The organism is Kastovskya adunca (assembly GCF_059505785.1).
Map to the genome: position 1 here is coordinate 1 of NZ_JCACLG010000028.1, position 21,867 is coordinate 21,867.

Here is a 21,867-nt window from a genome sequence, read left to right on the forward strand (position 1 = left end):
CCTACGGGAAAATAGCTCAATGCCAGGTCTATATTCTTTAAACAAAAGCACAAGCTCCTTTCATCCAGAAAGGGGCTTTTCTTTTTGTGACACTGACGTAACTTTATTACTCTCTATGGCACTTCTTTGGAGTAAGACAACTTCTAGGCTCGGTAAGGACTTATACAGCCTTTCTCAGTCAGGTGAGGTACAGTAACAGCAATTAGTGAACCAGTTTTCAATATCTTTCAAGGAAACTTGCTCAAATGCCTCTTCAAGTGCTTTTTCTAAGTCAGGATAAGTCCTCGCCTCGAAGGAACGTAGTATGGACTTGACCTTTGACCAAAAGTTTTCAATTGGAGAAAATTCAGGAGAGTAGGGAGGTAAATAAATGAGTCTTGCACCGACCTGACTAATCAATTTTTCAATCTCTTTTCCTAAATGAATTGAGCAGTTGTCCATAATGACGACAGCTCCCTTCCATAGCTTTGGTGCTAATCTCTGGGCAATAAAAGCTTCAAATGTTAAACCATCAACGGCTCCCATAATATTTGCACTAGCTACAACGCCCTTCAAGCCTATGGCTCCAATGATGGAAACATTTTTAACCCCGCTTTTGAGGTCGTTTTCCATAGGCTCGACTACCTTTAGCTGAACGGGCATTCAATCGGGTCAAGGTCAGATATAACACCAGATTCATCCAGAAAGATCAGATTATGAACCAGTATGCCTTGAAGCAATTGCCAAAATTCTACACGCTTGAGCCGGACACGCTCACTTTCTTTTTCGTCGGCATGGAACGTCTTTTTTTTAATGTCAGATCCAATTTATTTAGTGTTCTATCAACCGTTGAGCGACTGACATCAACATTTGCTTGAGCAACTAACAGATTCCACGATTCTTCTAAAGTAGCGTCATTGCGCTCTTCGACCAAACGATGAAGTATGGCAAGATGCTCATTATTCAGCTTACCCCTCTTCTGTCACTCTCCAGTTTTTCGTAGGATTAGTAATTCCCAAAGACAAGGTATGCTGAGCCATGCGGGGGTTGGCGATCGCATTTTGACCAATTTCGTATCTCCAAGAAATTCTACTCAGAAAAAATTGCGTGATCGCTTGTTCCGTCTACGCTCTAGGATTCAGAAAACACAAGGCTTTTCGGAGAGTGACAGAAGAGGGGTAGGGTAATCTCTCATCATGCCTTACTAGGACTAGATTAGCTCATAGTATGAGGTGTCAAGCCATTGGTGGTACCTCTACTGACTCTACCCAAACTTTCAAAACATTCGTATTAATATCCGCTCAACATCCCCCTTCGCTTAGCTTCGCGCTCACAAACTTGGAAAATTAGTAAACCTAAGACAAAATACGCCATACCATTAGCTAGTGCTAGAGCAAACGCCAATAGATTTAATGCTTCGCCGCGTGCCATTAAACCTCGTAACAATCCGGCACCACTAGTCATTGGTAGGAACCAACTTATTACTCGTAGAGAACCAACCCAGGTTTCTGTGGGTACTGCCATGAGAAACAATAGGGCAAACTGGAAAATACCTAGTAACTGCTGAACGCGCTTTAGCAACAAAGCTAAAGACCCCATTGCAAATGCTAGACCATAGGCTCCTAACAGTACTGTAATCAAGGGCAGAATGATCGCTGGAGGAAAGACCAGACGACTGCCAGTCAGTACCATGATGATTAGCAAAACACTGAAAGTTAAACCTAATCGCAGCACAAGACTCGCCAAAGCACGCATTAAAAAAACGATTGGTGCGCCAAATGGGGAGAGAAAAATCTGCTCTAAAGTACCAGTTTGAGATTCGTATTGTAGCCCTAAGGCAATGTCGTTCATGATAAATAGAACTAAGTTCCAAAGCACATAACCGACAACGATCGCATCCAATCGATCGCCAAATTGTAAAGTTGGTCCTGCGATATAACTGGCACTAAGAAATAGTCCATAGAAGATGGAAGTGGTGATGAAGATTCCTCCAATTACCTCCACTGGGTAACGAATAAACTGAATCCAACTCCGTCGAAATTCAGCCAGAAACAATTCAAACATCTCGTTTTTCTCGCACTAGTTTCAAGAATATTTCTGTTAAGTCGGCTTGACCTTTTTTCACCTGTAGCAATGGTAAAGGTTTAAGTATCTCTAAAACTTGATAAAGCCCTTCTGGGCTACCCAAATACATCACTTGCCCGGCTTGTAGGGTGGCTCCAAGGGCGTGTAACCTTTCAATCTGTGTTGGATTTAGTTCGCCCTCAATGACGATCGCGTAAGTATTGCCAGAAAATTGACGAATCAATTCGTGAGTGGGCGATGAGGCAATGATCTCCCCTTTTTGAATAATTGCAACTTGGTCTGAAAGTTCTTCGGCAATATCTAACTGGTGAGTCGTCAGTAGAATTGCGCAACCTTCTTGAGCGATCGCCCGCACCAAAGCCTTGACATTCTGAGTCGCTTCAACATCCAACCCTAAAGTTGGCTCATCTAAAAGTAGCAGTCGAGGTTGGTGAGTTAAGGCAACCGCGATCGCTAACTTCTGCTGCATACCTCGCGATAGGGATTGTACTGGGGCGTGTCGTTTCGATAAAAGGTCGAATTGCTCTAAAAGTGCCAATCCTCGGCGGCGAGCTTCTTTGTGCGTCAGCCCCTTCAAAACTCCAAAGTATTCCAAATTCTCAACCGGAGTCAGTCGCCAATATAGATTGCGATTGCCTTCCAGCACCGCTCCCAACAGCTTTAGGGCTTTGGGGTTATGGTGAGGATCAACACCCGCAATCATTACTTGTCCTGCATCCGGTCTTACCAACCCAGCGATCATCTTAATGGTCGTGGTTTTGCCTGCACCGTTCGGACCCAAGAATGCCAGCACTTCTCCTGGCGCGATCGCCAGAGAAACATCTCGCACAGCTTCTAAGCGTTTGCCCCTAGAGCGGTAGGATTTCCGCAGGTTGTTCGCTAAGAGTGCATTCATATCAAATCAACTACAAAAGGCGAGGATATGATCAATTGATTCGCTTCTGATTGCTCAAATTGGGGAACATGACCACAGTTTTTGATTTTATAAAGTACAGAACCGCTCGCTTGTCCTACTTGAGGAAGGAAAATTGATTGACGCTCGATTTGTTGAGCAAGCGCAACTGCTGTTGGTTTCTTCAGTTGCGAGACCTGGGAAGGGAGAAACGTAGAGTACATAAAACTTAGCTTAACGCTCTCTAAGGATTGATGGCAGAACTCACTAGCCTCTTCTCTCTCCCTCTGCGTAGGCATGTGGTTCGTTCCTCAATTAAACCCCAGCAGACTGCAAATAACGCCACAACAGCCCAATCACTAACTCTGGCTGCTCCAAATGCGGTAGCACCCCCGTCCCCGCGATCGCCTCAAATTCCCTAATCGCTTGGGAATTCAAACTCGCCAATCGCCGACCAAGTTTGATATTAGTAAACTGTGCCTCCTCCCCCCAAAACATTACAGTGGGCACCGTTAACTGCCTGATATACAATGCTAAGTCAAAGTAAAGGTCGCCCCGAAGGAAAGCAAGCGCCGCGTATTCTGCCTTCGGTTGCTGTGCTGATGCTAAATAAGCTGCCACCATTTCATCAGAGACTCGCTCTGGGTTGGCGAAGAGAAACTGCACCAAAAAGTTACGCACTGCCAGATCGTTTGTTGCTCCTAGCGTGTAAATCAGACTGTTCAACAGTGGAGTTCTGATTACATTTAGCGGTAACCTGCGTCCCGAATCCTGTCCAAAATCAGCGAACCCTGAAGGACAAACCAAAAATAGTGATTGAAATAACTCTGGACGCTCAACAGCGAGACGAATGGCGATCGCCCCCGTTAAAGAAGACGCTACCACAGGGACTGGCGAATCAGCCGCTTGGGAAATAAACTCCGCCAATGTTATCAAATAATCATCCACCTGATAGTCCCGCACTGGGTGGGCTGATTGTCCCCAGCCAATCAAGTCAGGCGCAATGATCCGGTGAGTAGCGGCAAAAGCGGGATAAACCTTCGACCATTCGTAAGCCGAAGCCCCGCCGCCAAAATTGTGTAAAAAGATGAGTGGAGGTAAATCTTCCTCCGTTGTCCAGGGTGCAGCGGTTTGAGTGTAATACACCATCAGTCCTAAGGAGGTGTTGCTCACCTTTTGCCCGAAACCAGGAGGTTGAAAGAGCATGAATTATGGCGATCGCGACCTTCTTATGTTCTTGTGAAACTGGTACTGTGGCAAGTTAGCAAAGTCACAGCACAGGCAGCCTACAACGCCGTTTTTAATTATCAGAATTTATCTTCGTTTTCCTTTGTGCGTGCCCTTTGTGTCTTGGCGATTGATTAAATTTGTATAGCCATAGAGTGAAGTTCGCCAATGTGTGACTAGATAAACTAAAAAAAACGCTGAAAAGGCGATTATGACAGACAAAAATCGCTCTCAATGGGATATAGGCAGATTTTTGGATACACTGACCTATTTTGAAGTTATTCCTTTTATTAGCTGTCTGAAACGGCTTTTTACAGGTCGTGCAAACCCTAAACAAGTCAACCGAGGTGGAGAAAGACGAGTGGGAGTAATTCTAGTTGCTGGGGCAACAGGTGGTGTCGGTAAGCGAGTTGTACGGCGACTTTTGGAACGAAACTACAAAGTCCGTGCCTTAGTCAGAGATGCCAAAAGAGGACGGGAGATGCTAGGTGAAAATCTGGAACTGTTCGAGGCAGACATCTCTATCCCGGAGACACTAACACCAGAGTTGATGTTCAACGTTAGTGCCGTAATCTGCTGCACGGGAACTCGTGTTCAGCCTGTGGAAGGCGACACTCCCACCCGCGAAAAGTACTACCAGGGCATCAAGTTTTATATGCCAGAAGTCGTTGATAGCCCAGAAGTAGTGGAATACCAAGGCATCAAAAATCTGGTACAAACGGTTGCTAAACACATAAAACCCACCAGCGATAGACTCCTGTTTGACTTCAAAAACCCTTCAGACGACCTGAAAGAAAGCTGGGGTGCTGTTGATGACGTGGTGATGGGGGGTGTTAGTGAGAGTTCTATCCGACTAATAGATAATGCCGCACTATTTACGGGTAACGTATCAACTCAGAACTCAGGCGGCTTTGTCTCCGTCCGCACTCGCAACTTTGAACCGCCGCTAAATTTAGCCGGATACGACGGTATGGAACTGCGTGTAAAAGGTGACGGTCAGCGATACAAATTCATCCTACGCACCGAAGCCCGTTGGGATGGCGTTTCCTACTGCTGTTCTTTTGATACTGAAAAAGATAGCTGGATTAATATACGTATCCCTTTTGAATCCTTGACTCCCATCTTTCGCGCCAAAACCCTGCCAGATGCTCCGCCGTTTGATGTTCAAAACATTTACTCCGTGCAATTAATGCTCAGTAAATTTGAGTATGACGGGGCACTCAACCCGAAGTTTGAGCCGGGTAACTTTGCTTTGCAAGTCGAGTCTATTAACGCTTATGGCGGTGCACCAAAGCCACAGTTGATCATGATTAGTTCTGCTGGCGTCACTCGTCCAGGACGTCCTGGCATTAACTTAGAAGAAGAACCGCCCGCCGTGCGGATGAACGACCAACTCGGAGGTATCCTGACTTGCAAGTTAAAGGGAGAAGAGTGCGTCCGCGACAGTGGAATTTCTTACACGATTGTCCGACCTTGTGCTTTGACGGAAGAACCCGGCGGTAAGGCGTTGAGCTTTGCCCAAGGCGACAACATTAGAGGTCAAGTCAGCCGAGAAGAGATTGCCGAACTTTGCCTGCAAGCATTGGAGGAACCTACGGCTTGCAATGTCACCTTTGAAGTCAAAGAGGTGGAAAATTCTAGTGCGATCGCTTCTGATTGGAAAAGCCTATTTGCTGCCTTAAAACCAGACCAAGAAATGGAGCAGGCTAGATAACCAATCACTAACTAGCCAGCGGTTCAGACGCCTGAGACTGAAGGAGAAACATCAACTCATTAATTCCCCGTTGCAGATGTCGCGTCACCGTCATCGGACTAACTCCAATCCGCTTTGCCGCATCCTTACGTGGCAACTCCCCTAAATAGACAAGCTCAAGAGCCGCTTGGGTTTTTGCTTCTAGCTGACTCATTGCTCCCTGCAACTGTTGTCTGTCTTCTTCTACATGCTGCAAAGCTTGTCCGTAAGTATCAGGGAGTGTGTCTCCCAAAGTTAAAGAATAATCGACTTGCTGACTGACCGTTGCATCCAAACTCAAAGGCAAACGATTCTGAGCCGCTAACTTACTGTCTCGCCATTCTTGAAGAGAGACTTGAAGACTTTGAGCAATTTCAGCATCCTTGGGGAGGCGTCCCAGGGTCTCTGTTAACTGCTTGCGAACTTTTTGACCTTCCCGTTGGAGTTCTTGCCAGCGTCGGGGAATCTTCACCGCACTGCCTTGGTCGCGCAGAAAATGCAAGATTTCACCGCGAATATAAGGAACAGCAAAAGAACTAAACGCGCAGCCTTGATGGGGGTCAAAACGTTCAATGGCACGAATCAAACCAAGATAGCCAATCTGTTCTAGGTCTTCGTAAGGCTCCGTACACTGTTGCTTTAGCCGATGAGCAATCTTCCGTACTAATCCGGCGTTGAGCTGCACCAATTGATTACGTAATTGAACGGAGGGGTTCCGGTAATAGGTAATCAAAAGTTCCATTCCCTGAAAACGTAAAGACTGAGTTGCCATCATTAAAAAAAGCCCCAGAACTAGAAACCCATCCCTGCTTGTCACCGGAATGATTGAACTATCTGGAACTTATTGTCTTCACACAGCAGCGAACAAACCATCGTTCTTCTACGGAAATAAGCACAGGGGAGTTGATCTGTCTACGCACAAACACGCAAACTGTGCTTTTTGGGGCAAAATCTGACTCATAAACCCCTTTTTATGCTTTGAGCTTTTCCCGCCTCCTATTGTCTTAAAAATGGGAGAGGGGAACCCAATTTTGTAGGACGGCTGGATTCACACGCAGCTAACAAGGCGGCAATATAGACTGGCGGTTCTCTCGACTAGCGAATCAGTCCTAGTCTCAGCCAAAATAGAAGTAATCCTCAATTTCTGCTCATAAACTACTAAATAATTATCAAAGGAAATCTCATGAGCAATACTAGTAACTTTCGTGAAGCCTTTCGGAAAGCCAAAGGTCACGAACTAGTTGGTCCTAATGTCATTGCCAATGCTCTCCCCTACGTAGGTGGCGGACTAGTCTTGACTGCTCTCGGAACCTACGGGGGCTTAGGAGTCATCAATACGTACCCAGGGCTGTTTATGCCCACCTTCATTGGAGCGCTAATTGCCGAACTGGTACTCTTCTTTGTTGCCCGTGGTGTTGCGGAAAAAGGAAACAATGGTGTTGCACTGCCCCTGCTGGCGCTTTATAGTCTCCTCTCCGGCTACACCCTGAGCGGGATTGTCTTTCTCGCCCTGAGTTCATCGGGAGTCGGTCTGCAAGGCATTGGCATTGCCGCCCTTGGATGTGGAGTAACCTTTGTCGCCGCCCGTCAAATTGGCTCAAACCTCTCTGAGGAAGACGGCATGGCGTTGACCAAAACAATACAGCTAGGCATCATTGCGCTGCTAGTTGTTATGGTTGGTCAACTACTGTTTGCCGTGTTTGGCGGCACGACGCCTACTTTCCTAGAAATTGCTATTTCTGGTATAGGCGTCTTTTTGTTCGCGGGTGCGGCTGTGGTTGATTTTTTTATCCTGCCACGCACTTACCGGGATGATCAGTACTTACCTGCGGCTTTGTCGATGTATCTGACCTACATCAACTTGTTCATCTTCATTTTGCGGTTGCTCATCGCCCTGAATGGTCGCGATTAACTCAAAGTTATAAAACTCAACTAAGAAGGGGTGCCGAAGCTGTACCCCTTCTTTGTCGCTAGGATAGACTCTCTCTCGTTAAGATCGATTCATTAGGACGCGCTCACAGTCGCAAGGAAGTGAAATCATCATGGAAACCTTAGAAATTAAACGCGAAGTCGAAACGTTGTCAGAGCGCCTGGGTAAAACCCAGGACTATCTTTGACGTACCTGCTCTGCAAGCAAAGATTCAAGACTTGGAACAGCAGGCAGCTCAACCGGATTTTTGGGACGACCAAACCGAGGCCCAGGAGACGCTGCAAGCACTCAATGACTTAAAAACAAATCTTTTGCAGTATGAGCAGTGGCAAGCCAGCTTGGAAGACGCCAAGGCAGTGCTGGAGCTACTGGAATTAGAAGCCGACGCGGCATTACTAACTGAAGCGCAAACAAACTTAAGCACGCTTAATCAAGAACTCGATCGTTGGGAGTTGCAGCAGTTACTATCTGGCCCTTACGACGCAAAGGGAGCAGTACTGACGATTAATGCTGGCGCTGGTGGCACCGATGCGGCTGATTGGGCGGAAATGTTGCTGCGGATGTATACCCGCTGGGGAGAAAGTCATGGCTATAAGGTAACTTTGGCAGAACTTTCCGAAGGTGATGAAGCGGGGATCAAGTCTGCAACTCTAGAAATTATGGGGCGGTATGCCTATGGCTACCTGAAAGCTGAAAAAGGAACACACCGACTGGTGAGGATTTCACCATTTAACGCTAATGACAAGCGGCAGACGAGCTTTGCTGGTGTGGAAATAATGCCCGATGTGGATGGTTCTGTTGAGCTTGATATTCCGGAAAAGGATCTGGAAGTTACGACGTCTCGTGCTGGCGGGAAAGGTGGGCAAAACGTCAACAAGGTAGAAACTGCTGTACGCATTGTACATATTCCCACAGGTATTGCGGTGCGCTGTACCCAGGAACGATCGCAACTGCAAAACAAAGAAAAAGCCCTCGTTATCTTGAAAGCCAAGTTGTTGATAGTTGCCCAAGAGCAACGGGCAGCAGAAATTGCGGAAATTCGAGGCGATATAGTAGATGCCGCTTGGGGTAACCAAATTCGCAACTATGTCTTCCATCCTTATCAGATGGTAAAAGACTTACGCACCAACGTGGAAACTACCGCGATCGCGGATGTGATGAATGGTGAGATTGATCGCTTCATTGAAGCCTATCTCCGCCAGGAAAATCAGTTGGTTTGACCCTAGAGATTTTTAAGTCAACTGTTACATTGAAGTTGACTAGTAACTTGTGTCCCTGATTTAACGCAGATTTCTATGAGTAATTCCACCTCACCGAGTAAAATCCCTGAAAAATCAACTTCTTCCAGTGAGCCACAACCCAGTTTTATCAAACTGGCGATGCGGAATATGGTACGTAAAGGCGGCAAATCTCTACAGCACTTTTTCCTGACAACCGTGGGATTGCTCGCGGTTTTGGTGGGACTTGCCTACTTAACTCATTAAAAACTCATGACGCCGCCCCTAGATACAGAGACTTTAGAGATAGAAGTCAGCGTACAGGATTGTTTTTTTACAACAGTAAGGGATTCTGAGTTTGGCGATCGCCCAATTTCTGAGGAAACCTGGCGCATCTGGTTGTGTCAATGGCTCAAAGCCATGCAGTCAGATCTACCAGAAGCGATCGCCTATGAACTCAGCCTTCGTCTCAGCGATGATACAGAAGTTCAGGAACTCAACGCTCAGTACCGTCACAAAAACCAACCCACCGATGTATTATCCTTTGCCGCTTTAGAGGTAGACTACCCTCAATTTTCTGAAGAAGTTCGTTTATCAATGCCCTTGTATCTCGGCGACATTATCATTTCTGTTGAGACAGCCCTTAAACAAGCTCAACAACAAGGACATACCTTACAAACAGAACTTGCCTGGTTAGCTGCCCACGGTTTACTTCATCTTCTAGGTTGGGATCATCCAAACGACGAGAGTTTAGAGGCGATGCTCGACCAGCAAAAAACTTTACTGCAAACTATCGGTATTACTGCTCCCAAACAGTAGCCTCCTATTCTGGCAGTGTCAGTGTAGGATGATTACACCCATGCGTCTAATAACTGCTATCACTACGATGTTAATGATCAACATCTACGCTAAACTTCCCTGAAAAAGGCTTGGTCTACTGATCGCCAACTCTTACCTGTTAATATTTCCGTCAATGTCCCAAGAAATTTCAATGCCGACCTCAAAGCGCTCCGATCAGGCAGGGAAACCCGACCGGGATTTAGCTTGGCAGATTGCTCCCAACTTATTGGTTAGTTTTAAATATGCCTGGGCTGGAGTCCGTTACGCCTTTATCACCCAACGCAACTTTCGCATTCATATAATAATTGGCACCTTAGCGATCGGCTTAGGTGTCTTTTTACAATTAGAACCTATAGAACTTTCAGTGATTGGGCTAACGATTGGGGGAGTACTGGCGATGGAGTTACTGAACACTGCCATTGAGTCGGTCGTTGATTTGACGGTGAAGCAGTCCTACCATGAGCTTGCTAAAATTGCGAAAGACTGTGCCGCAGGAGCCGTACTAATTTCAGCCTTAGCAGCTGTATTAGTTGCCTGTGCATTGCTGCTTCCTCCCCTGTTTACCTTAATTGTGTCTAATTTTTTCATTTAAGAAGAAGACAGCAGGAGTATGAATTTTGATTATCGTAATTGATAACTACGACAGTTTTACTTATAACTTGGTGCAGTATCTAGGAGAACTAGGTGCTGAGTTGCCAGTTGCCTCTGAGATTCAGGTTTACCGGAATGACCAAATTGATATTGAGAAAATCCGGCAGCTAAAACCCGATGGCGTCGTGATTTCTCCGGGCCCAGGGCGTCCGGAAGATGCGGGAATTTCTCAGGAATTGATTCATCAACTCAGTTCCACCCTGCCTATTCTTGGTGTCTGCTTAGGTCACCAAAGTATGGGTCAAGTGTATGGCGGTAAAATTGTTTTTGCACCCGTCTTGATGCATGGCAAAACGTCAGAGGTTTATCACACAGGTGTCGGCGTCTTCCAAGGACTCCCCAATCCTTTTACCGCCACCCGGTATCATAGCTTGGTAATTGATCGCGATAGCTGCCCAGATGTCCTGGAAATTACCGCCTGGGTTGAGGATGGCACGATTATGGGTGTAAGGCACCGGAACTATCCTCACATTGAAGGCGTCCAATTTCATCCGGAAAGTATTCTGACGGCTTCCGGAAAACAGCTCCTACGAAATTTCTTGGAATCACTTTAGCGATTCCCCCAAAAGGGACAACTGACAAGACAGACAACTGATAACGGACAAAAGTTTGATGAAACGGCGAAAGTTGATACGCTACGCTGGAGCAAGCTTGCTCGCGGCGGCAGGGACAGGATTGGCCTCAGGATTTCAGTCTTACCAGGCACAAACCAACGATAGTCTTTCAGTGCAATGGCTAGGTCATACCTGCTTCTTGTTTACGGGAGGTGGTATGCGAGTTTTGGTAAATCCCTTTCGACCCGTTGGTTGTACGGCTGGGTATCGTCCGCCAAAGGTAGCGGCAGATATCGTTTTAATCAGTAGCCAGCTTTTTGATGAAGGGGCCGCCGAAGGATTACCAGGACAGCCAAAGCTCCTGTTTGAACCGGGTGTGTATCAGCTGGGCACCCAATTTCAAGGTATCAGTAGCGCTCATGACCGCGAAGGAGGACGGCGCTTTGGTAATAATGTGGCTTGGAAATGGACACAAGCAGGAATTGATATCTTGCACATGGGTGGGGCAGCAGCACCAATTGAGATTGAGCAGAAGATCCTCATGGGGCGTCCTGATTTAGCGTTCATACCAGTAGGTGGTGGACCAAAAGCCTATAACTCTAGCGAAGCCAAACAGGCAATGCAAGTGCTTAATCCTAAAATCACCATTCCTACGCATTACCGAACAGCAGCGGCTGATGATAATGCCTGTGATATTGTGGCGGTAGATGAGTTTTTAGCCTTAAGCGAAGGAACGCCCGTGCGTCGAGTCAGTAGCAGTACGCTGACTTTAAGACCTGCTGATTTGCCTCAAGATAGCTCGGTGATTCAAGTGATGAGTTATCAGTTTTAAGGAAAGAAAGAAGTTTTGAGGGTTGAATTTTAAGTCAGAACGTTTCAACTCACAACTGATCAGTTTTTAATCAATCTGCGCCTCCCTTTATAAACAGCAGTGAATAGTGGAGAGGCGTTTTTTAATGCCCAATTTTCCTAGATAACCGTTCATTATATAGGAGTATTTAAGGCAATCAGGTCGCTATGCAAGCAGAGTACAAAGCTCGTCGCGAGCAGTTGATGGAGAAGATTGGCACGGGAACGGCTGTGTTTCGCAGCGCCCCGATGGCTGTCATGCACAATGATGTTGAGTATGTGTTTCGACAGGATAGTGATTTTTTCTATTTAACGGGTTTTAATGAACCAGAAGCGGTGGCTGTATTAGCACCGCATCATGAAGAACATCAATTTATCCTGTTTGTGCAGCCGAAAGATCCGGAGAAGGAAGTCTGGACAGGCTATCGCACGGGAGTAGAAGCGGCGAAAGAAAAATATGGGGCAGATGAGGCTTATCCGATTGCGGAACTCGACGAGAAGCTACCTCAATATTTAATTAATGCCGATCGCATTTACTATCATTTGGGACGCGATCGCGATTTCAATCAAACTCTCCTCACTCACTGGCAACGCCTGATGATGGGCTATGCCAAACGCGGTACGGGACCAATAGCGATTGAATCCACTAACCCGATTCTCCACGCGATGCGGCTGGTCAAAAGCCCCTCAGAGTTGGAGATGATGCGGAAAGCCGCTGCAATTTCCGTAGAAGCTCATAACCATGCTAGACACTTCGCCCAGCCGGGACGTAATGAGTACGAAGTTCAGGCAGAAATCGAACACCTTTTCCGTCTACGGGGCGCAATTGGCCCAGCATATCCTTCGATTGTGGCGTCGGGAGCAAATGCTTGTATCCTGCACTACATCGAGAACAACCGACAAATGCAGGACAATGAGTTGCTGCTGATCGATGCGGGTTGCGCCTATGGGTATTACAACGCTGATATTACGCGTACCTTCCCAGTTGGTAAGAAATTTACGCCGGAACAAAAAGCGCTGTACGAGATTGTTTTAGAAGCACAACTTCATGCAATCGCCCAAGTCCAACCCGGCAACCCCTATAATTTATTCCACGACACAGCCGTGCGGGTATTGGTTGAAGGTTTAGTTGATTTGGGAATTCTCAAAGGAGAAATTGACCAACTGATTGAAGAAGAGAAGTACAAGCCTTACTATATGCATCGTACCGGACACTGGTTAGGGTTAGATGTCCACGATGTCGGCGTCTACAAGCACGGTGAGAACTGGCAAACCTTGCAATCTGGTCATATTGTCACCGTCGAACCGGGTCTTTATATTGGGTCTAATGTAAAACCCGCAGAAGAACAGCCGGAACCCCATGAACGCTGGCGCGGTATTGGCATTCGTATTGAAGATGATGTCTTAGTCACCCCTGAGGGACAGGAAGTGCTGACGGCTGGCGTACCTAAATCAGTGGAGGAGATGGAACGGTAGTTCGTGAGGTAGAGGATTGAGGTACGGGCGCACGCCGTGCGCCTTCAGAAGGTGGTTGAAAAGTTGCCACCTCTTAAATAATCCTGCTCATATAAAAAAAGAGACGCGATAGTCGTCTCCGCGTCTCTTCATTTGATTAGGCGGGGTAAATCCGCAGGCGACGGTTGGGTTCATCGCCAAAACTGTCAGATCTCAGGCGGTAGTGTTCGACTAACTCGTGTTGCATTTTCCGCACTTGTGCCGATCGCGGCAATAATTCCACCGGTTGCCCTTTGGGAATCACAATTTGTTCTACCGCCAGACGCGCTTCTTCTAGTGCTTCAATTTCGTCTTCACTGCCATTGTGGGTGAATAAGCGCATGTCAGCCGCATCTGGGATCTTCGGGTCATCCATATCCAACAGTCGCCGCAGAGCGCGGGTAATCTGAGGGATGGTGCTAGCTTTCACCGCATGAATCGGTACCTGACGGGCTTGTGCCATCGTTCGCAGCTTACCGTGGTTTTTCACATGCGATCGCAACCCTAAAATTGCATCGGCGCTGTCTATATCCTTGGTAATCGCCACAGGCAAGTTCAGCACCCGAATCACTTGCTCTAACTGATGACGGCTAACTCCATAGGGATAAATGTGCAGGGGGAAGTCCTCGCCATTTGGCCCGGCATACCGCATCCCGCTCCCATCATCTTGCTGCTGCCAGGATTTATTCAGCAACCGATCGAAATCGCTACTCTCTGATGACCACACCGGAGTCTGACGCTCTAGGGGGCGCATTTGTCCTGATGCCCGCCAACCCGTCGGTCTAGGTGGGGCAGATGCCGCAACGCTTCTATCCGGTCGGATAGCCACCGGGGCGTTAGGAAATTCACGAGTAATGGCAACTTTACCGTTGTCATTAACCGTCCTCACCTGCGGATTCGGCTGACGATCGCGTAGCAACTCATCCACGGTGTCAGCGACACTTTCGTGCACCACCCAGCGCTGCCGTTCCAGCATTTCCACCGCAATTTCAAACGTTGGCGGTGCCTTGCGTTCCAATACCGTTTTCTGAGAACCCCGGCGTCTAGCTTCATCATCGCCTAAGGTGACTGCCTGAATACCACCCACCAAATCGGATAAAGTCGGGTTTTTAATTAAGTTTTCGATCCGATTACCATGGGCAGTTCCTACCAGTTGCACTCCTCGTTCGGCAATGGTTCTTGCCGCCAAGGCTTCTAATTCTGTACCAATTTCATCAATGACGATGACTTCTGGCATGTGGTTTTCTACCGCCTCAATCATCACCTGATGCTGAAGTTCTGGACGCGCAACTTGCATCCGTCTCGCCCGACCAATCGCTGGGTGGGGAATATCTCCATCCCCCGCGATTTCGTTAGAGGTGTCAATAATCACCACTCGTTTCTGCAAATCGTCAGCGAGGACTCTGGCAATTTCTCGCAAAGCCGTTGTTTTACCAACACCCGGACGCCCCAACATCAGAATCGACTGACCTGTTTCTACCAAGTCGCGAATCATGGCAATCGTGCCAAAAACAGCACGACCGACACGGCAGGTCAAGCCAATGATTGTCCCAGTACGGTTGCGAATAGCGCTGATTCGGTGCAGCGTTCGCTCAATCCCGGCTCGGTTATCACCGCTAAAGCTGCCAACTCTGGCAATGCAGTAGTTTAGCTGTTCCTGGGAAACAGGCGCTTCCAGGAGATACTCCGCCTGATCTTGAAAGCGCACCTCTGGCAAGCGCCCTAAGTCCATGACGACTTCAATTAAGTTGTTGCGTTGGGGGTGTTTCTCAACCGCAGCACGAATCTCATCGGGCAGAATATCGAATAATTTTTGCAGATTGTCTGTAATCTGCATTCTCCCTGAGTTGTTCGTTTCGTCCTCGGTTGGTGAGAGTTGATCGGAAAGTTGTTGATCCAAAGGGTTGATACCGTCGAAATTCACCATGATGCTTGTATTAAATACAGCGATCGCTGTTATCGTCAGTAGGTTTATATGAGCAGGAAATTTGTTTAGCTCGTGTTTATTAATCAGGTACGGACTGCGGTACAGGTGTCAATAACTTCAATTGATTGACTAGAGAACTTGCCTGCGCCACAGCCTGCCAGAGCAACTCCGGCACCTGTTCGAGCTTACGGTGGGACAATGGGTTGGAATTTGTAATCGAATTGGTATCAACATCTTCCCCCTTGAATTTTTCTAACTCATCTAAAACTGGTGCTAAGAGAACGCGGGCATAGCTTCCATAAGCCACACCAGCGATAAAGGGATTGGGCACTAGTGATTGGTAATGGGAAAAAGAGTTCTGAGGAGTATCAATAGTTTGTTGCACTCCTGCGCCCCCATGCCCCTGCTCTCGATCCTTCAGCAATCCCGCTGACTGAAGCTTAGCAACCGTACAATCATTGGTGCCACCAGCAAGCTGTACATATCCCGGTAAATTGGCAGCGAGGACTTTTTGACCAAGTTTGACAGCGGCGCGAGTAGTTCCCGAACCAATATCACCGCTCATTGGACGACCATCGGTTTGCCAAATCAACGCACAAGGCAGAGGCATCATCAGCTCATGCAGAGTCCACAAATAGTCAAGCAGATTCTCGCCATCTGGACAGCTAATGGCTATCAGCTTAAGTTTGCCTACCCACGGTTTGATGCTCGACCAGAGCCGTTTAAAATCTGCTTCATGTCCGACTTTGGTGTGAATTTCCAAAGCATCAACACCGCTTTGCCAAATCAGAGGAGCGATCGCCTCTGGTGTATACACATAGGAACGAGCAAAAATTAGCTGTTGAGGACATACAGGGATACAACGACCGCAGCCGTAGCAGCGGCGATCGATTACTCCCGAAGCCGCAATGCCCGAATCCGAAAAGGCGATCGCTTGTGCTGGACAAACCGACTCACAAGGGCGAGGACAGTCCGTAGGACACGCTTCTGGATCAAACTCGGCTTTGCGAAAGTGGGGGTCTTCACCATCATTCAAGCTCACCATCAGCCACGGTAAGCTCCGGAAGCCAAAGCCTTGCGCTTGAGCAACCTGAGCAAATTTCCCAGCCGCTTGTAGGGCGTCTTTCGCCGCCGCAATTACCACCGGATCAGCAGCAACATCAATACAATCAGCCCCGGCAAGCGTATAAGCCAAGGTAAGATTCCGAACAGCAGGGAGGTGTTGAAAACTAGCTCCGCAGATTAGCTTGAACCAGTGACCCTCTCTGAGAGAATGTAAGGGATAGTACATATCAATCACCCTTCCATGCTAAATCTTTGCTAAGAAAATGGGGAAGTGAAATTCCCGATTCTGTCCTGAGGATGACTGCCGAACCCTCAATAACAGAGAACACTCGCCCCCAGGGCAATAAGACATTTTCACTGAACCCCACAGATGTGACGAACTATACCTAATCTCTCCCCTAAATCTAGGAAATTTTAGCTACTTTCATTAAACGCGAAAAAACGGTAAGGAAAATTTCCCCACCGCTAATTGATCTTTGTGACTATATATTTACAAATACAAGATTTGAGAAAACGTTCTCCCCTTAGTCACTAACAGCGTTGACCAGTACCTCTACCAGCGTTAGGTTCTCCATGTCATCGAGGGTAATCGTATCGATAATATCGAACTTCGCCCCAGCACCTTGCAAGTCATCATCTAAGACCTGGAGAAATCGAGTTGCCGTTGCATCGCTACCCACCTGAATCAGGGAAATGGCAAGTTCCTCATCCCGTTCCATATGCCGAGAAGCTTCAACAATCACTCGCATAACAGCTTTGCGGTCATCGGGTTCTCCATCGGTAATCACCAAAATCGTTTCACCGTTAGGTTTTGTTTGTCCTGCTGCCTTACGCTGGAAATAGCTATCCGTGGCATCTTTCAGCACACTGGCAAGGTCAGTTCTACCCATCGGGTCGTTTTCCTGAAAAATCTGGGCAACCTTATCAGACGTCACATTATCGTAGCGTTTGAAGCGGCTGGAAAACATGTAAACCGTAATGCCATCAGGGTCAAACTGTTCGCATTTACGGGCGAGTGCCAAAGTAGACTCCTGCGCCGTTTGCCAGCGGTCTTTACCCCCCGGCTGATCAGGAGTAGACATACTGCCGCTTTTGTCCAAAATTAACGTGTAATCACGGTCTTCCACCAAGGGAACCTCCTATTCGGGATCGCTCAAAAGCCAATTGTTATGGCTACTTCATACAGGCTATACGAAATCTCACTGCATCCAGTGACAAAAAGTAAACACCATTCACAAGATAGAGCCTGGTTGTTAATACCCTAATTCAGGGTTTTAGTTTCTCGTAGCGCTTGCAAGTAATCAATAGCTGCTTCTAACTTGGAAGAATAGGAGTAGGAAAACTCTTCAAACCACAGCCCTTCTTCCGAATGAAGATTTAAGTTTTTTAGCCACTCCTGCGCTTGCTGAGTTAACGCCTCCCGTTTTCGTTGTTGTCGCAGTTTTGCGAGTTGTTGTTCTTCTTGAATCTGTTGTTCTTTGCGGAGTTGTGCTTGTTGTTCTTGCTGCTGTAGAGCTGTTTTTTCCGCTTGCTCTTTTTCTTCAAATTCCACTTTTACCTGCGCCAGCAAACTTTCTTCAATAGGCGACATCCAACTTTGTTCCTGCGGCTGAGGCTGATAAGTTGGGGGTGGAGTATTTAACTCTTCCTCTTTAAAAAGAGGCTGCTTTTTTGATTGTTCGGGGTTTTCGTCTTCTTGATACTCTGCCTTGACTTGCGCTAATAAGTCGTCGATTGATTCCATGTTGCAAGACCTCAGTGAACGGCGGCTTTTAGGACGACATGATTATTGTTTTGAGGCGATCGCTCTTTACTGCAAGAATGACTAGAAGCATTGAAATCCTGCTTTCCTCCATCAAACTTCCAGCAACATTCCCTTAATCCGTAATTGCATTAAGTAATACTTCCGTCAACGTCATCTCCTCCATATCGTCGATGGTGACGGTGTCTACAATGTCAAACTTTGCTCCCGCCCCTTGCAGCTCATCGTCCAAAATCTTGAGGAACTTGGTTGCATCGGGATCGTTGCCAATTTGCACAAAGGAAATCGCCAGTTCTTCATCCCGGTCTATCCGTCGCGAGGCTTCGATGATTACCTTCATCACCGCTTTCCTGTCATCGGGTTCCCCATCCGTAACCACTAAGATTGTTTCTCCGTTCGCTTGCGTCTGCTTGGCAGTTTTGCGCTGAAAGTAATTATTTGTAGCGTCTAACAGGACGCCAGCCAAGTCAGTGCGCCCAGAGGGTTCATTTTCTTTGAAAATTTGCGGTACTTTGTTAGCGGTTACATTGTCGTACCGTTTGAAGCGACCGGAAAATAAATAGATCGTAATGCCATCAGAGTCCAGTTCTTCACACTTGCTGGCTAAAGCCAGAGTGGACTCTTGCATGGCAACCCAACGGCTTTTGCCCCCCACCTGATCCCGAACTGACATGCTGCCACTTTTATCAATGATTAACGTGTAGTCTCGTTGTTCCAGCATGAACTTATCCCCAACTAGCTTGGTACTTTCTAAGTTCATTAAAACCTAGAATTCCAGCGCTTCGCTTTGGGGATAACGGTGAAAGGCACTAATTGTAGTGACGTGTCGTTGATTTTAAGGTGTACCTGCCGACATCAGTCCTGGCAAGACATCTTTAAGCGGAGTCCAGCGGAAAAAGCGATCGCCGCCCACTTCTACAACAATTTTGACCCGGGGGTCTTGCTGAGTCAGGGTAACTAGATATTCTCCTTCTTGGCGCGACAAAACCGCACCATCTATCAGCCACAGAACCAACCCCTTCGACTGCGGATTAATCGTCTCGAGATAATAGTCCACAATTGGGGGTCGGTAGTAAACGCGAATCTCTTTTTTTCCAAGGTGAGGCGGACGAATTCCGTGGACACCCTTTAAATAAGCCGCAGGATCTCCCAACGACCGGGCGCTGAAGCTAAAAGAAAAGTAGCCCGCAGCCCGCAGACGCCGTTGATAGCGTCCTTCAAAGCCTCCTTCTAAAGGTGCATAGATGCCCAGCGCTCCCGATTTTTCTAAGTCGCGAATAAATCCATTACCTGTTGTAACTAGTGGCACCGCTACCTCCTCGCCTGGCTTAAGTTTTGTTAACCTGAATTATAGAGGGGTAAGCACTCCCCTTCAAGCCAATTTGCACGGTTAAGTTTGATCGTTGACTAGACAAGGTGATTGAGATCATTTATAGTAGACGATTGTGACCATAATGACTGTTGCTGTGGCAACTGAAGTTGGGTGAGGCTGAGGTAGGAATTACTATCAACAGGTTCTATTAAGGGAAAATATCTGATTATTCGGGTATCTATGACCTTTCTTAAGTTTAAAGCTGAGAAATACGTACAATTAATTGCCCTTATAAAAAATCTGTTCAAAATTCCTCACTAAATTCAAGACAGCTTTTGACCCAGATGCAGCACTTTTGCCTCGTTGAGATACTGAGGGATTCGCCCTTAAGTCTTAACGGTTCCAGGCAGCGCTAGTAGCCAATGCCCGACTTTAATTAGGTTCACACTTATCTGGTTACAGGTCTTGCAGGACTTCCCCTGCAGCAAGTCTTCTTGCCTATCAAGGTAAGTAGGCTTGTTAGTCACTGTCGTGACAAAGTTAATAGAGGCAAGCGGATTGTCAGGAGTTATCCTAAATATCCTGCCTCGTTGTATGTCTAAAAAGGAGAAGCCCGTGTCTGTCGGTATCCTCGGCACCAAACTCGGCATGACCCAAGTGTTCGATGAAGAAGGAAGAGCCATTCCTGTCACCGTCGTTCAAGCAGGTCCATGTACCGTAACCCAAATTAAAACCAAGCAAACCGACGGCTATACGGCTGTCCAACTTGGTTACAAAGAAGTTAAGCCCAAATCATTAACCAAGCCAGAATTGGGGCACCTAACAAAATCCAATGCCCCACCCTTGCGTCATCTGCAGGAGTATCGGTTGAGCGACACTGGCGAGTTTGAACTCGGTCAGGCGCTCAATGCCGATATGTTTACGGCTGGTCAAATTGTTGATGTCACAGGTACCAGTATTGGTCGTGGCTTTGCTGGTTTCCAGAAGCGTCACAATTTCCGGCGTGGTCCTATGGCACACGGTTCCAAAAACCACAGAGCGCCCGGTTCTATAGGCCCTGGAACAACTCCTGGTCGCGTCTTCCCCGGTAAACGGATGGCCGGTCGTTTAGGTGGCACACAAACCACAATTCGCAAGCTGGAAGTGGTGCGGGTAGATCTTGAACGTAACTTACTGCTGATTAAAGGTGCCGTTCCCGGCAAACCAGGGGCGCTGCTGAGTATTGCCCCCACCAATCGAGTAGGACGTTAATAGCGTTCAGCAAGATAACGCAGCTACTTAGTCAACGAGTTAGCTGATCAATTGGTTCAACAGACGCTTAGTCAAACCGACGGCGAGGAAGAATCAAAAAGCTGACTGCTGTTGAAGAGATAGCTAAGGTTGCTGTTTAGGAGAGAAAGAATGGTTGATTGTGTAGTACGAAATTGGCAAGGGGAAGAAGTTGGACAAGCGACCCTAGAGCTAAAAGTGGCAAAAGAAGATAGTGCCGCTCATGTTGTCCACCGAGCACTCGTCCGGCAAATGACAAATTCCCGGCAGGGAACGGCTTCGACCAAAACCCGAGCCGAAGTTAGGGGAGGTGGACGCAAACCCTGGCGGCAAAAAGGTACGGGACGGGCACGGGCCGGTTCAATTCGTTCACCACTATGGCGTGGTGGCGGTGTCATCTTTGGCCCCAAACCCAGAGAATATGACATCAAAATGAATCGCAAGGAGCGTCGGTTGGCACTGAGAACTGCCTTCCAAAGCCGTGCTTCCGACTTAACTGTGGTTGAAGACTTTGCCGATCAGTTGTCCAGACCGAAAACAAAGGAACTAGTGGAAGCGCTAACCCGGTGGGGTATCGAGTCGGACGCCAAAGTGCTACTGATTCTGAGCGAATCCCAAGAAATGGTTTATCTGTCAGCGCGTAACGTAGCGAATCTCAAGTTAATCGGGGCGACCAACTTGAATGTTTACGACATTCTCAATGCTGACAAAATCGTGACAACTTCATCAGCCCTTGCCAAAATTCAGGAGGTTTACAGTGATTGAACAAGACCCCCGCAAGCTAGCGGATCTGGTACTTCGCCCCATTGTCACTGAAAAGGCGACTATGCTACTGGAACAAAATCAGTACGTGTTTGAAGTCGTACCGAAAGCAACCAAGCCAGAAATTAAAGCGGCGATTCAAAGCTTGTTTGATGTGAAAGTTATCAGTGTCAATACCTTGCGTCCACCGCGCAAACAGCGTCGGGTAGGGAAGTTCTTGGGATATAAACCCCAGTATAAGCGAGCGATCGTGACCTTATCACCGGGAGACTCCATCACCCTCTTCCCGGAAGTTTAGTCAGTCCTTCAAGGAAAAAACC

General features: G+C 47.4%; 22 protein-coding genes and 1 pseudogene. 12 read left to right on the forward strand and 11 right to left on the reverse strand.

Annotation, left to right across the window (positions count from 1 at the left end; translation table 11 throughout):
• Window positions 1-174: 174 nt before the first annotated feature.
• The 4 genes and pseudogenes from AC5JR3_RS10795 to AC5JR3_RS10810 all read right to left on the reverse strand — a co-directional run.
• A pseudogene (locus AC5JR3_RS10795) lies at window positions 175-543 on the reverse strand (transposase); the annotation flags it as partial.
• Window positions 544-1,269: 726 nt separating this feature from the next.
• Window positions 1,270-2,043 (reverse strand): ABC transporter permease, encoded by a 774-nt coding sequence (locus AC5JR3_RS10800; protein ID WP_495845761.1) that lies wholly within the window; start codon window positions 2,041-2,043, stop codon window positions 1,270-1,272.
• Window positions 2,036-2,959, reverse strand: coding sequence for an ABC transporter ATP-binding protein (locus tag AC5JR3_RS10805; protein ID WP_495845763.1), 924 nt, complete (start codon window positions 2,957-2,959; stop codon window positions 2,036-2,038). Before AC5JR3_RS10805 ends, AC5JR3_RS10800 begins: the two co-directional genes overlap by 8 nt.
• Before the next feature lie 312 nt (window positions 2,960-3,271).
• A complete protein-coding gene (locus AC5JR3_RS10810) occupies window positions 3,272-4,162 on the reverse strand; it encodes an alpha/beta fold hydrolase (RefSeq protein ID WP_495845765.1) in 891 nt (296 codons plus the stop codon).
• A gap of 232 nt (window positions 4,163-4,394) precedes the next feature.
• Here AC5JR3_RS10810 and AC5JR3_RS10815 point away from each other — a divergent pair, with 232 nt between their 5' ends.
• Window positions 4,395-5,897 carry a CIA30 family protein gene (locus tag AC5JR3_RS10815; protein WP_495845767.1) on the forward strand — a complete coding sequence of 501 codons (1,503 nt, stop codon included), beginning with the start codon at window positions 4,395-4,397 and terminating at the stop codon, window positions 5,895-5,897.
• A 7-nt stretch (window positions 5,898-5,904) separates the two neighbouring features.
• On the opposite strand, the gene AC5JR3_RS10820 is transcribed toward AC5JR3_RS10815, so the two are convergent.
• Entirely contained in the window at window positions 5,905-6,687 is a 783-nt protein-coding gene (locus AC5JR3_RS10820; RefSeq protein WP_495845885.1) for an RNA polymerase sigma factor SigF, read from the reverse strand.
• 411 nt (window positions 6,688-7,098) lie between these two features.
• On the opposite strand from AC5JR3_RS10820, the gene AC5JR3_RS10825 reads away from it, so the two are divergent.
• From AC5JR3_RS10825 to AC5JR3_RS10860, 8 genes are all read left to right on the forward strand, one after another.
• On the forward strand, window positions 7,099-7,827 hold the full coding sequence (locus tag AC5JR3_RS10825; RefSeq protein ID WP_495845769.1) for a Bax inhibitor-1/YccA family protein: 729 nt from the start codon (window positions 7,099-7,101) through the stop codon (window positions 7,825-7,827).
• Between the two features lie 130 nt (window positions 7,828-7,957).
• Window positions 7,958-9,065 (forward strand): peptide chain release factor 2 gene (prfB, locus tag AC5JR3_RS10830; protein ID WP_495845771.1). Its coding sequence is split into 2 segments (ribosomal slippage): window positions 7,958-8,029 and window positions 8,031-9,065, totalling 1,107 coding nucleotides; the frame shifts between segments, so codons are not numbered across the junction.
• A gap of 75 nt (window positions 9,066-9,140) precedes the next feature.
• Entirely contained in the window at window positions 9,141-9,329 is a 189-nt protein-coding gene (locus AC5JR3_RS10835) for a DUF3285 domain-containing protein (protein WP_495845773.1), read from the forward strand.
• 6 nt (window positions 9,330-9,335) lie between these two features.
• Window positions 9,336-9,881, forward strand: coding sequence for an rRNA maturation RNase YbeY (gene ybeY / locus AC5JR3_RS10840; protein WP_495845775.1), 546 nt, complete (start codon window positions 9,336-9,338; stop codon window positions 9,879-9,881).
• 172 nt (window positions 9,882-10,053) lie between these two features.
• On the forward strand, window positions 10,054-10,494 hold the full coding sequence (locus AC5JR3_RS10845) for a diacylglycerol kinase family protein (protein ID WP_495845777.1): 441 nt from the start codon (window positions 10,054-10,056) through the stop codon (window positions 10,492-10,494).
• Window positions 10,495-10,519: 25 nt separating this feature from the next.
• Window positions 10,520-11,107 (forward strand): anthranilate synthase component II, encoded by a 588-nt coding sequence (locus AC5JR3_RS10850; protein ID WP_495845779.1) that lies wholly within the window; start codon window positions 10,520-10,522, stop codon window positions 11,105-11,107.
• A gap of 58 nt (window positions 11,108-11,165) precedes the next feature.
• The gene (locus AC5JR3_RS10855; protein ID WP_495845781.1) at window positions 11,166-11,939 is read left to right on the forward strand and encodes an MBL fold metallo-hydrolase; all 774 of its coding nucleotides are present in this window, start codon (window positions 11,166-11,168) and stop codon (window positions 11,937-11,939) included.
• Between the two features lie 185 nt (window positions 11,940-12,124).
• Window positions 12,125-13,432: an aminopeptidase P N-terminal domain-containing protein gene (locus AC5JR3_RS10860; protein ID WP_495845783.1), complete on the forward strand. Its 1,308-nt coding sequence runs from the start codon at window positions 12,125-12,127 to the stop codon at window positions 13,430-13,432.
• A 136-nt stretch (window positions 13,433-13,568) separates the two neighbouring features.
• Here the strand turns inward: AC5JR3_RS10860 and AC5JR3_RS10865 are convergent, their stop codons facing one another.
• From AC5JR3_RS10865 to ndhN, 6 genes are all read right to left on the reverse strand, one after another.
• Window positions 13,569-15,287 carry a R3H domain-containing nucleic acid-binding protein gene (locus AC5JR3_RS10865; RefSeq protein ID WP_495845887.1) on the reverse strand — a complete coding sequence of 573 codons (1,719 nt, stop codon included), beginning with the start codon at window positions 15,285-15,287 and terminating at the stop codon, window positions 13,569-13,571.
• A 169-nt stretch (window positions 15,288-15,456) separates the two neighbouring features.
• Window positions 15,457-16,677 carry a circadian clock protein LdpA gene (gene ldpA, locus AC5JR3_RS10870; RefSeq protein WP_495845785.1) on the reverse strand — a complete coding sequence of 407 codons (1,221 nt, stop codon included), beginning with the start codon at window positions 16,675-16,677 and terminating at the stop codon, window positions 15,457-15,459.
• Between the two features lie 289 nt (window positions 16,678-16,966).
• Window positions 16,967-17,572, reverse strand: coding sequence for a vWA domain-containing protein (locus tag AC5JR3_RS10875; RefSeq protein ID WP_495845787.1), 606 nt, complete (start codon window positions 17,570-17,572; stop codon window positions 16,967-16,969).
• Window positions 17,573-17,703: 131 nt separating this feature from the next.
• Window positions 17,704-18,186, reverse strand: a complete 483-nt coding sequence (locus AC5JR3_RS10880; protein WP_495845789.1) for a salt stress protein, Slr1339 family — start codon at window positions 18,184-18,186, stop codon at window positions 17,704-17,706.
• Window positions 18,187-18,319: 133 nt separating this feature from the next.
• On the reverse strand, window positions 18,320-18,925 hold the full coding sequence (locus AC5JR3_RS10885; protein ID WP_495845889.1) for a vWA domain-containing protein: 606 nt from the start codon (window positions 18,923-18,925) through the stop codon (window positions 18,320-18,322).
• Window positions 18,926-19,039: 114 nt separating this feature from the next.
• Complete coding sequence (gene ndhN, locus AC5JR3_RS10890) at window positions 19,040-19,513, reverse strand: NAD(P)H-quinone oxidoreductase subunit N (protein ID WP_495845791.1); 474 nt, start codon at window positions 19,511-19,513, stop codon at window positions 19,040-19,042.
• Window positions 19,514-20,131: 618 nt separating this feature from the next.
• On the opposite strand from ndhN, the gene rplC reads away from it, so the two are divergent.
• The 3 genes from rplC to AC5JR3_RS10905 all read left to right on the forward strand — a co-directional run bounded on the left by rplC (window position 20,132) and on the right by AC5JR3_RS10905 (window position 21,845).
• Window positions 20,132-20,767, forward strand: a complete 636-nt coding sequence (gene rplC, locus AC5JR3_RS10895; protein ID WP_495845891.1) for a 50S ribosomal protein L3 — start codon at window positions 20,132-20,134, stop codon at window positions 20,765-20,767.
• Between the two features lie 150 nt (window positions 20,768-20,917).
• Window positions 20,918-21,550 carry a 50S ribosomal protein L4 gene (gene rplD / locus AC5JR3_RS10900; protein ID WP_495845793.1) on the forward strand — a complete coding sequence of 211 codons (633 nt, stop codon included), beginning with the start codon at window positions 20,918-20,920 and terminating at the stop codon, window positions 21,548-21,550.
• A complete protein-coding gene (locus AC5JR3_RS10905; RefSeq protein ID WP_495845795.1) occupies window positions 21,543-21,845 on the forward strand; it encodes a 50S ribosomal protein L23 in 303 nt (100 codons plus the stop codon). Before rplD ends, AC5JR3_RS10905 begins: the two co-directional genes overlap by 8 nt.
• The last annotated feature ends 22 nt before the right edge of the window (window positions 21,846-21,867 follow it).